The 12,505-nt window shown below is 67.7% G+C and carries 14 protein-coding genes; 5 read left to right on the top strand and 9 right to left on the bottom strand.

Going from position 1 to position 12,505, the window contains the following annotated elements:
- The first annotated feature begins 13 nt into the window (after window positions 1–13).
- The gene (locus AC5Y39_RS06095; protein WP_500016351.1) at window positions 14–1,309 is read left to right on the top strand and encodes a cryptochrome/photolyase family protein; all 1,296 of its coding nucleotides are present in this window, start codon (window positions 14–16) and stop codon (window positions 1,307–1,309) included.
- A 79-nt stretch (window positions 1,310–1,388) separates the two neighbouring features.
- Complete coding sequence (locus AC5Y39_RS06090) at window positions 1,389–1,643, top strand: DUF2631 domain-containing protein (RefSeq protein ID WP_500016350.1); 255 nt, start codon at window positions 1,389–1,391, stop codon at window positions 1,641–1,643.
- 7 nt (window positions 1,644–1,650) lie between these two features.
- Here the strand turns inward: AC5Y39_RS06090 and rlmN are convergent, their stop codons facing one another.
- Window positions 1,651–2,712: a dual-specificity RNA methyltransferase RlmN gene (gene rlmN, locus AC5Y39_RS06085; protein WP_500016349.1), complete on the bottom strand. Its 1,062-nt coding sequence runs from the start codon at window positions 2,710–2,712 to the stop codon at window positions 1,651–1,653.
- A gap of 86 nt (window positions 2,713–2,798) precedes the next feature.
- Here rlmN and AC5Y39_RS06080 point away from each other — a divergent pair, with 86 nt between their 5' ends.
- A complete protein-coding gene (locus AC5Y39_RS06080) occupies window positions 2,799–3,728 on the top strand; it encodes a DMT family transporter (RefSeq protein ID WP_500016348.1) in 930 nt (309 codons plus the stop codon).
- Here the strand turns inward: AC5Y39_RS06080 and AC5Y39_RS06075 are convergent.
- The 3 genes from AC5Y39_RS06075 to pyrH are packed head-to-tail and all read right to left on the bottom strand — an operon-like array spanning window position 3,639 to window position 5,954.
- Window positions 3,639–4,508: a phosphatidate cytidylyltransferase gene (locus tag AC5Y39_RS06075; RefSeq protein WP_500016347.1), complete on the bottom strand. Its 870-nt coding sequence runs from the start codon at window positions 4,506–4,508 to the stop codon at window positions 3,639–3,641. The genes AC5Y39_RS06080 and AC5Y39_RS06075 overlap by 90 nt on opposite strands.
- A gap of 23 nt (window positions 4,509–4,531) precedes the next feature.
- Window positions 4,532–5,089 (bottom strand): ribosome recycling factor, encoded by a 558-nt coding sequence (gene frr, locus AC5Y39_RS06070; RefSeq protein WP_500016346.1) that lies wholly within the window; start codon window positions 5,087–5,089, stop codon window positions 4,532–4,534.
- A gap of 37 nt (window positions 5,090–5,126) precedes the next feature.
- On the bottom strand, window positions 5,127–5,954 hold the full coding sequence (gene pyrH / locus AC5Y39_RS06065; protein ID WP_500016345.1) for a UMP kinase: 828 nt from the start codon (window positions 5,952–5,954) through the stop codon (window positions 5,127–5,129).
- Window positions 5,955–6,467: 513 nt separating this feature from the next.
- On the opposite strand from pyrH, the gene AC5Y39_RS06060 reads away from it, so the two are divergent.
- Window positions 6,468–6,824: a hypothetical protein gene (locus tag AC5Y39_RS06060; protein ID WP_500016344.1), complete on the top strand. Its 357-nt coding sequence runs from the start codon at window positions 6,468–6,470 to the stop codon at window positions 6,822–6,824.
- Window positions 6,825–6,828: 4 nt separating this feature from the next.
- Here AC5Y39_RS06060 and AC5Y39_RS06055 read toward each other — a convergent pair whose 3' ends face one another.
- Genes AC5Y39_RS06055 through rpsB form a run of 3 tightly spaced genes read right to left on the bottom strand, consistent with a single transcriptional unit; the run spans window position 6,829 to window position 9,927 of the window.
- On the bottom strand, window positions 6,829–8,244 hold the full coding sequence (locus tag AC5Y39_RS06055) for an amidase (RefSeq protein ID WP_500016343.1): 1,416 nt from the start codon (window positions 8,242–8,244) through the stop codon (window positions 6,829–6,831).
- Between the two features lie 4 nt (window positions 8,245–8,248).
- Window positions 8,249–9,064, bottom strand: coding sequence for a translation elongation factor Ts (tsf, locus tag AC5Y39_RS06050; RefSeq protein ID WP_500016342.1), 816 nt, complete (start codon window positions 9,062–9,064; stop codon window positions 8,249–8,251).
- Window positions 9,065–9,075: 11 nt separating this feature from the next.
- Entirely contained in the window at window positions 9,076–9,927 is an 852-nt protein-coding gene (rpsB, locus tag AC5Y39_RS06045; RefSeq protein ID WP_500016484.1) for a 30S ribosomal protein S2, read from the bottom strand.
- 242 nt (window positions 9,928–10,169) lie between these two features.
- Here rpsB and AC5Y39_RS06040 point away from each other — a divergent pair, with 242 nt between their 5' ends.
- Window positions 10,170–10,661 (top strand): M23 family metallopeptidase, encoded by a 492-nt coding sequence (locus tag AC5Y39_RS06040; protein WP_500016341.1) that lies wholly within the window; start codon window positions 10,170–10,172, stop codon window positions 10,659–10,661.
- Here AC5Y39_RS06040 and AC5Y39_RS06035 read toward each other — a convergent pair whose 3' ends face one another.
- On the bottom strand, window positions 10,662–11,582 hold the full coding sequence (locus tag AC5Y39_RS06035; protein WP_500016340.1) for a tyrosine recombinase XerC: 921 nt from the start codon (window positions 11,580–11,582) through the stop codon (window positions 10,662–10,664).
- Between the two features lie 53 nt (window positions 11,583–11,635).
- On the bottom strand, window positions 11,636–12,484 hold the full coding sequence (locus AC5Y39_RS06030; protein WP_500016339.1) for a siderophore-interacting protein: 849 nt from the start codon (window positions 12,482–12,484) through the stop codon (window positions 11,636–11,638).
- Window positions 12,485–12,505 lie beyond the last annotated feature (21 nt).

The raw sequence follows: 12,505 nt of genomic DNA, 5'->3' as shown, positions 1-12,505 counted from the left end.
CAGCATGGGTCTGGTGCCGACGCTGTTGTGGTTTCGCCGCGACCTGCGGCTCCAAGACCTGCCGTGCCTGCTCGCCGCCGCGGGCGACAGCGACGACGTGCTCGCCTGCTTCGTGCTCGACCCGCGACTGGAGGACTCGTCGGGCCCACGTCGGTTGCAGTTCCTGTGCGACTCGCTGCGTGAACTTCGCGAGGGGCTCGACGGCCGGCTGTACGTCACGCGAGGCCGTCCCGAAGAGCGAATCCCCGCTGTTGCCAACGAGATTGGCGCCTCGGCGGTGCACATCTCGGAGGACTTCGCGCCGTTCGGGCGCCGGCGTGACGCGAAGGTGCGCGACGCGCTCGGCGACACCCCGTTGCAGGCGGCGGGCTCGCCGTATCTGGTGTCACCGGGCAGGGTGACTAAGGACGACGGGAGTCCGTACAAGGTCTTCACCTCATACTTCGACCGGTGGCGCGATATCGGCTGGCGTGCACCGGCCGGCTCCGGCGCGAATTCGGCGCGCTGGCTCGACCCCGCCGGGCTGACCGGTGCGGTGAAGATCGAAGATCCGGGCGTCGAGATCGACGTGGCGGCCGGGGAGAGCGCCGCCCTGCGGCAGTGGCAGCGGTTCCGCGACGGCGCACTCGACGGCTACGCCGAGAACCGCAACCGGCCCGACCGCGACGGCACCAGCCGCATGTCGGCGCACCTGAAGTTCGGCACGATTCATCCGCGCACCATGGCCGCGGATCTGGACGCGCGCCGCAAGGGACATGCTGCGTACTTGCGGGAGTTGGCTTTTCGTGAATTCTACGCCGCGGTGCTTTTCCACTGGCCGCACAGCGCGTGGTGGAACTGGAACCGCAACTTCGACGCGATCGAGGTCGACACCGGCCCGGACGCGCAGCGCAAGTTCGAGGCGTGGAAGGCCGGGCAGACCGGGTTCCCGATCGTCGACGCCGGCATGCGGCAGCTGAGTCGAACCGGCTTCATGCCGAATCGACTGCGGATGATCACCGCGTCGTTTCTGGTCAAGGACCTCCACCTGCCATGGCAGTGGGGGGCGCGGTGGTTTCTGGAGCAGCTGGTGGACGGCGACATGGCCAGCAACCAGCACGGCTGGCAGTGGTCTGCCGGCTGCGGCACCGACGCCGCGCCGTACTTCCGCGTGTTCAATCCGACCACACAGGCCGAGAAGTTCGATCCCGCAGGTGCTTACATCGCCCGGTGGGTGCCCGAGCTGGGCAGCGCCGACTACCCCGACCCGATCGTCGACCACGCCCGCGAGCGTAAGGAGGCGCTGCGCCGCTACGGACAGATCACTTGAGCACGAGCCCGGCGTCCACCGGCAACGTGACGCCGGTGAGCAGACGTTACGCCTGCGGGGCTGTGCCAGAATGTCGGCCATGGCCAGCACCGAGGTTGAACGACGCACCAGAGTCGACGTCGCGGAAGTGCCCTCCGCCGAATGGGGTTGGAGCGGCGACGCCCCCAGGCTGTGGCACTGGGTCGGCATTTTCATTGCGGGCTTTCTGCTGCTGATGATGCGCGGCAACCACGTCGGCTGGGTGGAGAACTGGTATCTGATCGTGTTCGCTGCCCTGATCCTGGTGGCGGTCGGGCGCGATTGGTATCTGCGCCGGCGCGGCTTGACGCGTTAGGTCCGCGTCAGGTCTCGGCCGCCAGCTGGCCGCACGCCGCCGCGATTTCGCGGCCGCGGGTGTCTCTGACTGTGCACGACACTCCCTGGGCGCGGACACGCCGGACGAATTCCCGCTCGACGGGCTTGGGGCTGGCGTCCCAACGGCTGCCCGGAGTCGGGTTCAGCGGAATCAGGTTCACGTGCACCAACGCGCCGAGCGCCGCGTGCAGCCGCTTGCCCAGCAGGTCTGCGCGCCACGGCTGGTCGTTGACGTCGCGGATCAGCGCATACTCCACCGAGACGCGCCGACCCGTCGTATCGGCGTAGTACCGGGCGGCGTCCAGCGCCTCGTCGATCTTCCAGCGCGTGTTCACCGGGACCAAGGTGTCGCGCAGCTCGTCGTCAGGCGCGTGCAGTGACAGCGCGAGCGTCACGCCCAACTGTTCGTCGGCAAGCCTGCGGATCGCCGGCACCAGACCGACGGTGGACACCGTGACCGACCGTTGCGAGATACCGAACCCGTCCGGCGGCGGATCGACGATGCGCCGCACCGCGGCCAGCACGCGGTTGTAGTTGGCCAGCGGCTCGCCCATGCCCATGAACACGATGTTGGACAACCGGTCACCCTGCTCGCGCAGGTGCACGGCGGCGGCCCGCACTTGTTCCACGATTTCGGCGGTCGACAGGTTGCGCGTCAACCCGCCCTGCCCGGTAGCACAGAACGGGCATGCCATGCCGCAACCCGCCTGCGACGATATGCATACCGTGTTGCGCTGCGGGTAGCGCATCAGCACCGATTCGAATGTCGTGCCATCTGGTGTGCGCCACACCGTCTTTCGCGTCTGACCGCCGTCGCATTCGACCTCGCGCACCGCGGTGAGCAGCGGCGGGAACATCGCATCGGCCACTGTGTCGCGCACCGCGGCGGGCAGATCGGTCATCTGGTGCGGGTCGGCGATCAGCCGGCCGTAGTACTGGCGTGCCAGTTGCTTGGCGCGAAACGCCGGCAGCCCGAGGTCGATGACAGCCTCAACCCGGCCGGCGTCGTCGAGGTCGGCCAAGTGCCGCGGTGGTGAGGATTTGGGCATGACGATTGTCAGTATCTCATCGCACGATGGCCGAAATTCGGTGGACGAGCCGGGTTGCCGACGCCAGCATGGCGAACGTGTCTGCCATGCCGCTGCGTTCGGCCGCCGCGCTGACGTTCGTCTATGCCCTTGGCTATCCCATTGGGGCGCTTGCCGTTTCCGCCGTGTCACCGATGGTGGTGCTGGTGTTCCGGTTCGGGTTGGCCGCGGCGATTCTGGGCGCGTGGGCACTGGTGGCGCGTGTGAGTTGGCCCACGGGTGTGGCGCTGGTTCACGTCGTGGTCAGCGGCTTGCTGGCCCAAGGAGTTTTGTTCGTCGGTCTGTACCTCGCGCTGCAGCACGGGGCTCCCGCCGTGCTGGGAGCCGTGGTGGTGTCGATGAACCCCGTTGTCACGGCGCTGCTGGCGGCGATGTTTCTCGGCGAGGCGCTGACGGTGACGCGCGTGGTGGCGCTGCTGCTCGGCGTCGCGGCGGTGCTGGCCGCGTGCGCGGGCCGGCTGGAGGCCACTGGTGTGGATGCGGCGGTCGGGCTGCTGCTAGCGGCGCTGGTGGGCATCGCTGCCGGCGGTGTGTACCAGCAGAGGTTCTGCGCCGGCGTTGATTTCCGGGCGACGGCGACGCTGCAGAACGCGGCGTGCGTGGGCCCGGTGCTGGTGCTCGCGTCGGTGTCGCCGGTGGTGGTTCACGACGTGTGGCATGCCGCGGCTGCGGTGGCCGCGGTGGTGCTGCTCAACGCGACGCTGTGCATGACGATGTACGTGCGCGCCATCACCCTGTACGGGGCGGCGACGGTGTCGATGCTGTTCTGTGTGATCCCGGCCGTCGCGGGCCTGTTGTCGTGGCTGATGCTGGGTCAGCGACCGGACGTCGGCGTGGGCGTCGGCCTGGTGCTCGGAGCGGTGGCGTGCTGGCTGAACGCCCGGGGATCACGCCAGCAGCGTCAGCACGATCCAGCCGGCGACGGCCGAGGGCAGCATCGCGTCGATGCGGTCCATCAAACCGCCGTGACCAGGTAGCAGCGCGCCCATGTCCTTGATCCCGAGGTCACGTTTGACCTGGGACTCGACCAGGTCGCCGAGCACGCCGGTGATCACCAGCAGCAGGCCGAGCGGCAACCCGACCCACCACGGCCGGTCCAGCAGGAACGTCACCGACAGCACCGAGGCGGTGACACCGAAGAGCAGTGAGCCGCCGAGTCCCTCCCAGGACTTCTTCGGGCTGATCGCGGGCACCATCAGGTGCCTGCCGAACAGGACGCCGGCGACGTAGCCGCCGATGTCGGCGAACACTACGGTCGCGATCACTGTGAACACCCGTTCGCCGCCGTGATCCTGCGGGATCAGCAGCGCGCTGCAGCTGGCGAACACCGGCACCCACGTCGCGAGCAGTATCGTCGCCGAGATGTCACGCAGATAGTTCACCGGCTGCTGGGACAGGCCCTGACCGACTAGCCGCCACACCATGCAGACGACGACGGTAGCGCCGTAGCCGACGAGCAAGCCTTCGGGGCCGAGCGGCCACGTGAGCCACAGGATGGCCTGGCCGCCGAGGAGCAGCGGCACCATCGGTATGACGTAGCCCGCCTCGCGCAGTCGGCGGATCACCTCGTGCGTGGCGATCGGGATCGCGACGGCCAGCATGACCAGCCAGCCCGTCGGCGCGAACAGCAGCACCCCGATGGCCAGAGCGCCGAGGGTGGCGCCGACGGCGATCGCCGCCGGGAGGTTGCGCCCGGTGCGCGATTTCTTCTGCTTCGTCTGCGCGTCGGCGCCTGTCGACGGATCGGTTTCGGCCACGGATCTCGGTCGCTGCTGGTCGGTCAGACCTCGAGCAGCTCGCCCTCTTTGTGTTTCACGAGATCGTCGATCTGCGCGACGTACTGATGGGTGGTCTTCTCGAGTTCCTTCTCGGCGTGCTTGACCTCGTCCTCACCGGCCTCGCCGTCTTTGCGGATGCGGTGCAGTTCCTCCATCGCCTTGCGACGGATGTTGCGGACGGACACCCGGGCGTCCTCCCCCTTGGCCTTGGCTTGCTTGACGAGCTCGCGGCGGCGCTCCTCGGTGAGCTGCGGGATCGCGACGCGAATCACGTTGCCGTCGTTGGTGGGGTTGACGCCGAGGTCGGAGTCGCGGATCGCCTTCTCGATCGCCCCGAGTTGTGACTGCTCGTAGGGCTTGATGACGACGAGCCGCGCCTCCGGGACGTTGATGCTGGACAGTTGGGTGATCGGCGTCATCGCGCCGTAGTAGTCGATCGAGATGCGGGCGAACATGCCGGGGTTGGCGCGGCCGGTGCGAATCGACGCCAAGTCGTCGCGGGCCACGGCGACGGCCTTCTCCATCTTCTCTTCGGCATCGAAGAGGGTTTCGTCGATCACGGTGCCATCCTCCGTCTCGCTCCTCGGGTCCGCGGCCTCACGTGGTGACCAGTGTTCCGATCTTCTCACCTGCGACCGCGCGCGCGATATTTCCGTCGATGAGCAGGTTGAAGACCAGGATCGGCATGCCGTTGTCCATACAGAGGCTGAACGCGGTGGCGTCGGCCACTCGCAGCCCGCGGTCGATGACTTCGCGGTGAGTGATGGTGGTGAGCAATTCGGCTTCCGGGTTGTCGCGCGGGTCGTCGGTGAAAACGCCGTCGACGGCCTTGGCCATCAGCACCACGTCCGCGCCGATCTCCAGCGCCCGTTGCGCAGCGGTGGTGTCGGTGGAGAAGTACGGCAGACCCATGCCGGCGCCGAAAATCACGACGCGGCCCTTCTCGAGGTGACGACGGGCGCGCAGCGGAATGTACGGCTCGGCCACCTGACCCATGGTGATCGCCGTCTGCACCCGGGTGGCGATACCCTCCTTCTCCAGAAAGTCTTGCAGCGCAAGGCTGTTCATCACCGTGCCGAGCATGCCCATGTAGTCGCTGCGGGTGCGTTCCATGCCGCGCTGCTGAAGCTGGGCACCGCGGAAGAAATTGCCGCCGCCGATCACGACGGCCACCTGCACACCACTGCGGACGACCTCGGCGATCTGGCGGGCCACAAGGTGCACCACGTCGGGGTCCAGGCCCACCTGGCCGCCGCCGAACATCTCGCCGCCCAGCTTGAGCAGCACCCGGCGGTACGGCGGGCGCTGGGGGGATGACGTGCCGTCGAACTCCGTGATCACCCCTCCTTCACGCCCCGCATGAGAGCGCCACCGGAAGCTCCCGCCCGGCTGGGTCGTTCCGATGGCACCCTTATCCTGCCTCATCGGCGCCGGCCGGTGGGCCGGGGTGCGCCGATTCCCGACTACGGACTCATGGATTCTCGATCCGGCGACGGCCGCTCAAGACGGCGCCCCGATTAGGGCATGCTAACTTCCACTACGGCGCGTAGTTCACAGCTCGCTGTCAGATGGTGCTCAGGATCGAGCGTCGGATCGGTTTGAAGGAGGTTGAAGGCCCGGCATGAAGGCACGGAACTTTCGCACCAAGGCGCTTGTCGCGCTGAGCGCCGTGTTGACCGCTGGATCTTTACTGCTGGCCGGCCCGGGAACGGGAACCGCAATCGCTCATCCAGGCCACGACCACGGTTCTGATTCAGGCAGCGGCGACAGCAGCGGACCGTCCGGATCGAAAAAGGGCAACGACGCCCCGACCCCCTGCGTGGGAAGCACCGGGGCATGTACGGTCCGCCCCACGTCGAAGGTGGGATCTCAGCCGCTGCAGCCAACCCCGAGCCAGTAGCAGACCCAATTCGTGAAACCACACACCAGGAGAGAACCATGATCCGTGCGTTCGTCGTCGCTGCAGCCCTCGGAGCCGCCGGTATAGTTTCGGCCGCGCCGGCCGGGGCGCACCCGTCGTGCGACGAGGGGGGTCACGAACCCTGCTACCAGACCGAGGGCCCGTTCTGGCTGGACACTCCGTCGAACTACGCGAAGTTCGTGCCGAAGACTCTCAACAACTACGCCAACTTGCCGGGCGACACCATTCACGGCTATCAGGAAGCGATCGCTGAGACGATCCGCCAATACACGGGGATAGGCAGCTCCGATTCGGATTCTGACGACGGGCACGACGCGTCCGAGGGCCACGAATCCGACGCTCAGGCAGGGTCGTCTCGTTCAGCCACGCGGTAGGCGCTCACGTGGGCGGGAAGTCCTGTATGCGTCGCCACGGCCGCGCCTCTTCGAGCTCGTAAGCCAACTCCAGCAGCCGGCGTTCGCGACCGCGAGCCGCGCTGAACATCATCCCGACGGGTAGCCCGCCCGACGATTCCGCGAGCGGCAGTGAGATCGCCGGATCGCCGGTGGCATTCTGCAGCGGGGTGAACGCAACCCAGTCGACCAGCCGGGTGATGATCTGCTCGTAGTCGGCGCGGGGGTCGAAATGCCCGACGGGTGGCGGCGGATCGGCGACAGTGGGCGTCAGCACCGCGTCGTAGGTGCGAAACAACCTGGCGGTTCGTCGTCGCATCGCAGACAACCGAGCAATGGCCAGCGGCAGTTTGTGCAGGTTTCGAGCGGCGTGCCGCTCGAAACCCAGTGTCAGGTTGTCCAGCTTGGTGCGATCGAAGCTCGACCCGAACATCCGACGCCCGTTGCGCACCAGTGCGAAACTCAAGAAGCCGTAGTACAGAAGGAAATCGTCAGCGAAAAACGGTGGTACCGGCGGACTTTCAAGGTGATGGATGCGATGCCCCAACTCCTCCAGCAGATTCGCGGTCTTCAAGGTCAGCTCCCGCACCTCCGGCGAGGACTCCCGGAACAGCGACCGGGTGACCACCGCAATGGTCAGCCGCTCGACGCCGGATCGCGTGACGTCGCCGACCGGCGGCAGTCTTCGGTTACGCCAGATCCGTTCTGCTTCACGGTAGAACGCTGCGGTGTCGCGCACGGAGCGGGTTAGCACCCCGTTGTGGACGACGCGCAGCGGCATCTGGCGGGTGTGCTTGTCCAGCGGTAGGCGTCCACGGCTGGGCTTGAGTCCCACTAGACCGTTGCAAGAGGCTGGAATTCGGATCGAGCCGCCGCCGTCGTTGGCGTGCGCGATAGGCACCACACCCGCGGCGACGAACGCACCCGAGCCTGAGGACGACGCGCCCGCGGTGTGCTCGGTGTTCCACGGGTTGCGGACCGGCCCGATCCGCGGATGTTCTGCGGCGGCGCTGAACCCGAACTCCGAGAGCTGCGTCTTGCCGAGCGGGATCAAACCCGTCGCCAAGAACATCCGCGCGAAATCGCCGTGCGCTGGGGCGGGCGTGGGCGACCATGCATCCGTGCCCTGCATGGTCGGCCATCCGGCAACGTCGACGTTGTCCTTCACGAACGTGGGGACGCCCGCGAAAAAGCCGGACAGCGACGCCGCCGCCGCCTGCTGGCGCGCCTGCGAAAACGCTTCGTGCGCAAGGCCGTTGAGCGCCGGATTGACCGCCTCGGCGCGGGCGATGGCCGCGTCCACCAACTCCACCGCGGACACGTCACCGGCCCGCAGCCGGGAGACGAGCCCGAGGGCGTCGTCGTCGCCTAACGCGTCGTCGCGGAAGGCATGGACACGCACCCGACTAAGCCTGTCCCACCTCGAATCGGGCGAATCGCGTCACGGTGATGCCGGCCTCGTCGAGCAGCGCCTTGACCGTCTTCTTGTTGTCGGACACCGACGGTTGGTCAAGCAGCACAACGTCTTTGAAGAAGCCGGTCAACCGGCCCTCGACGATCTTGGGCAGCGCCTGCTCCGGCTTGCCCTCGTTGCGGGCGGTCTCCTCGGCGATGCGGCGCTCGTTGGCCACCACGTCCTCGGGCACGTCGTCACGCGTCAGATACTTGGCCTTCAGAGCGGCGATCTGCAGGGCCACCGCATGCGCTGCGTTCGAATCGCTGCCCTCGTATTCGACGAGCACGCCCACAGCCGGCGGCAAGTCCGCCGACCGGCGGTGCAGGTAGGTCTCGACCTTGCCGTCGAATGCAGCGACTCTGCGCAATTCGAGCTTCTCGCCGATCTTCGCCGACAGGTCCGCGATCGCCTGCTCGACGGTCTTGTCGCCCACCGACGCGGCCTTCAATGCGTCCACATCGGCAGCACCGGACGACACCGCCGCAGAGACGATGTCGTTGGCCAACTTCTGGAACTCGTCATTCTTGGCGACGAAGTCGGTCTCGCAGTTGAGTTCGATCATCGCGCCGTCTTTGGCGGCGACAAGCCCTTCGGCAGTCGACCGCTCGGCGCGCTTACCGACGTCCTTCGCGCCCTTGATCCGCAGCAGTTCGACGGCTTTGTCGAAGTCGCCGTCACTTTCGGTCAGCGCGTTCTTGCACGCAAGCATGCCGGCGCCGGTCAGCTCCCGCAGTCGCTTGACGTCGGCAGCGGAGAAGTTCGCCATGTCAGCCTTCCCTAGGAGGTCTCGGTCTTGGTTTCGGTGGCAGTCGGCCCCGGGTTCGTCGGAGCGTCTTGCGGTGCGTTTTCGGCTGCGGCGGCCGTGGCGCTGGCGAGAAGCTCCTGCTCCCATTCGGCCAGCGGCTCAGCTTGGACCTCCGCCTTGTCGCCGTTACCCAACCCGGCGCGGGCCTGCAAGCCCTCGGCGACCGCCGCGGCGATCACCTTGGTCAGCAGCGCCGCAGAGCGGATCGCATCGTCGTTGCCCGGAATCGGGTAGTCGACAAGGTCCGGATCGCAGTTGGTGTCCAGGATCGCGATCACCGGGATGCCCAGCTTGCGGGCCTCGCCGACCGCGATGTGCTCCTTGTTGGTGTCGACGACCCAGATCGCCGACGGCACCTTGTTCATGTCGCGGATACCGCCGAGGCTGCGCTCGAGCTTGTTCTTCTCGCGGGTCAGCATCAGGATTTCCTTTTTGGTGCGACCCCCGAAGCCGCCGGTCTGCTCCATCGCCTCGAGCTCCTTGAGCCGCTGCAGCCGCTTGTGCACGGTCGAGAAATTGGTGAGCATGCCGCCCAGCCAGCGCTGGTTCACGTACGGCATGCCGACGCGGGTGGCCTCGGCGGCGATCGATTCCTGCGCCTGCTTCTTGGTGCCGACGAACAGGATCGTGCCGCCGTGCGCGACCGTCTCCTTGACGAATTCGTACGCCTTATCGATGTAGGTCAGCGTCTGCTGCAGGTCGATGATGTAGATGCCGTTGCGGTCGGTGAAGATGAACCGCTTCATCTTGGGATTCCAGCGACGGGTCTGGTGCCCGAAGTGGGCGCCGCTGTCGAGCAGCTGCTTCATGGTCACTACGGCCATGCTCATGCCTCACATGTGTCGGTTGTCGCCCGGCGCCGGGTGACGACGGGCCCTGGCGTCTGCGGGATGCCGCACCCGTCCGGGGACGGGACCGCACGGCATTCGGTTGGCTGCAGACGCGCGAAGTCAGCCCGCTTGCACAGGCTGCGGATAGGAGTTTACACGCCGCCAGCAGGCGGTTTGTCCACAGCCGAGCCGGGCCTGCGCTGGCGCGGGCGCAGCGGCTGGGCTGCACTGAACTGATGAAGCGGTTCGCGGTGCTGTTGGCCGCACTCGTCGTCGCAGCGCCCGCATCTGCTGACGGCTACCGTTTCGACTGGCCGCTGCGCCCGCGACCGGCCGTCGTGCGCACCTTCGACGCGCCGACGCCGAACTGGAACCGCGGTCATCGCGGCGTCGATCTGGCGGGCACTGTCGGCCAACATGTGTTGGCCGCGGGCGCGGGCACGGTGGTGTTCGCCGGCCTGCTCGCGGGCCGGCCGGTGGTGTCGATCGCCCATCCCAGCGGTTTGCGGACGTCCTACGAACCGGTGCAGCCGTCGGTGCACCCAGGGCAGCAGGTCGCGACGGGCACGGTGATCGGTGAGCTACTGGCCGGGCATCCCGACTGCGCGGCAGCGGCCTGCCTGCACTGGGGCGCGATGTGGGGTCCGGCGTCCGCGGCCGATTACGTCGACCCGCTGGGCCTGCTGGCGGCGACCCCAATCCGGCTCAAGCCCGTCGCCGCCGGGTGATCAGGCGCGGGGGTGCGCCTGGTCATGCACGGCTCGCAGCCGCGCGACCGAGACATGCGTGTACAGCTGCGTCGTGGCCAGCGTCGAATGGCCCAGCAGTTCCTGGACGACCCGCAGGTCGGCCCCGCCCTCCAGCAGATGCGTTGCAGCGCTGTGGCGTAAGCCGTGCGGAGCCATGTCGGGGGCATCGGCGACGGTGCCGACGGTCTGGTGGACGACGGTGCGGGCCTGCCGGGGATCCAGACGTCGGCCGCGTGCACCCAGCAGCAGGGCACGACCCGACGCGGCAGTGGCCAGCGCAGGCCGCCCGTCGGCCAGCCACCGGTTCAGCGCCGCCTGCGCCGGTGCGCCGAACGGCACTGTGCGCTGCTTGTTGCCCTTGCCCAAGACGCGCAGCAGCCGGCGGTCGGTGTCGACGTCGTCGATGTCCAATCCGCACAGCTCGCTGACGCGGATGCCGGTCGCGTACAGCAGCTCGACGATGAGCAGGTCGCGCAACGCCATCGGATGTCCTTCGGCCGCACCGGTTTTCGCAGCCGTAATCGCCTCCAACGCCTGGTCTTGACGCAATACCGCCGGCAGCTTGCGATGGGCCTTGGGCATCTGCAGCCGCGCCGCCGGATCGGTGTCCAACAGGCCACGCCGCACCGCCCACGCAGTGAACGTCTTCGCCGCGGAGGTGCGACGGGCAAGGGTGGTGCGAGCGGCACCGCCCGCGGCTTGGGCGGCCAGCCAGGCCCGCAGTAGCGGCAGCGTGAGATCGCTGAGCGCAGGCTCGCTCCGACGCGCGGCGACGAAGTCCAGCAACGAGCCGATGTCGCCGAGATAGGCGCGGCGCGTGTGCTCGGAGCGTCCCCGCTCCAGCGTCAGGAACTCGGCGAAGTCGTCGAGAATTGCGGCGAAGGCGGCCGGTCGGGACACGAAGACCACGGTCGCAGATGCCGGCCGTGGAATTCGTCAACCGCGGCGCGTGTCTAGTTCTCCCCCGCTTCAGCGGCGGCCAGCTCCTTCTTCCACTGCCGGAACGTCTCCTCGGTGCGGCCGCGACGCCAATAGCCCGAGATCGATGCCCATTTGGCTTCGACGCCCCGTTCCTTGCGGATGTAGGGCCGCAAATTGTGCATTACGGCCTGCGCTTCGCCATGGATGAACACCTGGACCTGGCCCGGCAGCCAGGGGGCCTCCTTCACTGCGGAGATCAACGGCGCATTGTCGCCGGCGCGGTCTTCGGGCACCAGGTCGGCGCGGCCGCCGCGGTAGATCCAGTACGTCTCGATGTCGGCGCCCGAACGCAGCTCGATCTCGTCGTCCGGGCCGGCTACCTCAATGAACACCCGCGCGACGGCGTCGGCGGGAAGTGCTTCGAGTGAGGCGGCGATCGCGGGCAGCGCCGATTCGTCACCGGCCAGCAGGTGCCAGTCGGCGCTCGGATCGGGTGCATACGCCCCGCCGGGACCCATCAGATACGCCGGCTGCCCGGGCTGCGCCGCCAGTGCCCAGGGTCCGGCGACCCCATGCTCGCCATGGACCACGAAATCAATGGCGATTTCGCGCTTCTCCGGATCGGCCCACCGCACAGTGAGCGTGCGGACGACCGGACGGCGGTCTTGCGGCAAGAGCTGGAAGCTGTCGAGCGTGAGCGGCGCGGGTAGCGCGGCGACGTCGACGTCCTCGCGAACGAACAGTAGCTTGCAGTAGGCGTCCGTGAACTCGTTCGGGGTGAAGGTGTCAAAGCCCTTGCCACCCAAGACAACTCGCACCATGTGCGGCGACAGCCGCTCGGTCCGCACGACCTCGAAGCTGTGCACCGGCCGTCCTGCCACATCGCCTCCCCGCTGGTTATC

The sequence above is a fragment of the Mycobacterium sp. NGS39 genome, from assembly GCF_059812765.1.
The sequence above is the reverse complement of the archived record's forward strand: the minus strand, read 5'-3'. Positions and strand labels throughout refer to the sequence as shown.

Excerpts from the sequence above, each read along its gene's own strand:
- AC5Y39_RS06080 (WP_500016348.1), top strand. The coding sequence starts at position 2,799 with ATGCCGCTGCGTTCGGCCGCCGCGCTGACGTTCGTCTATGCCCTTGGC.
- AC5Y39_RS06060 (WP_500016344.1), top strand. The coding sequence starts at position 6,468 with ATGATCCGTGCGTTCGTCGTCGCTGCAGCCCTCGGAGCCGCCGGTATA.
- pyrH (WP_500016345.1), bottom strand. The coding sequence starts at position 5,954 with ATGAGGCAGGATAAGGGTGCCATCGGAACGACCCAGCCGGGCGGGAGC.
- AC5Y39_RS06040 (WP_500016341.1), top strand. The coding sequence starts at position 10,170 with ATGAAGCGGTTCGCGGTGCTGTTGGCCGCACTCGTCGTCGCAGCGCCC.
- tsf (WP_500016342.1), bottom strand. The coding sequence starts at position 9,064 with ATGGCGAACTTCTCCGCTGCCGACGTCAAGCGACTGCGGGAGCTGACC.
- rlmN (WP_500016349.1), bottom strand. The coding sequence starts at position 2,712 with ATGCCCAAATCCTCACCACCGCGGCACTTGGCCGACCTCGACGACGCC.
- AC5Y39_RS06090 (WP_500016350.1), top strand. The coding sequence starts at position 1,389 with ATGGCCAGCACCGAGGTTGAACGACGCACCAGAGTCGACGTCGCGGAA.
- rpsB (WP_500016484.1), bottom strand. The coding sequence starts at position 9,927 with ATGGCCGTAGTGACCATGAAGCAGCTGCTCGACAGCGGCGCCCACTTC.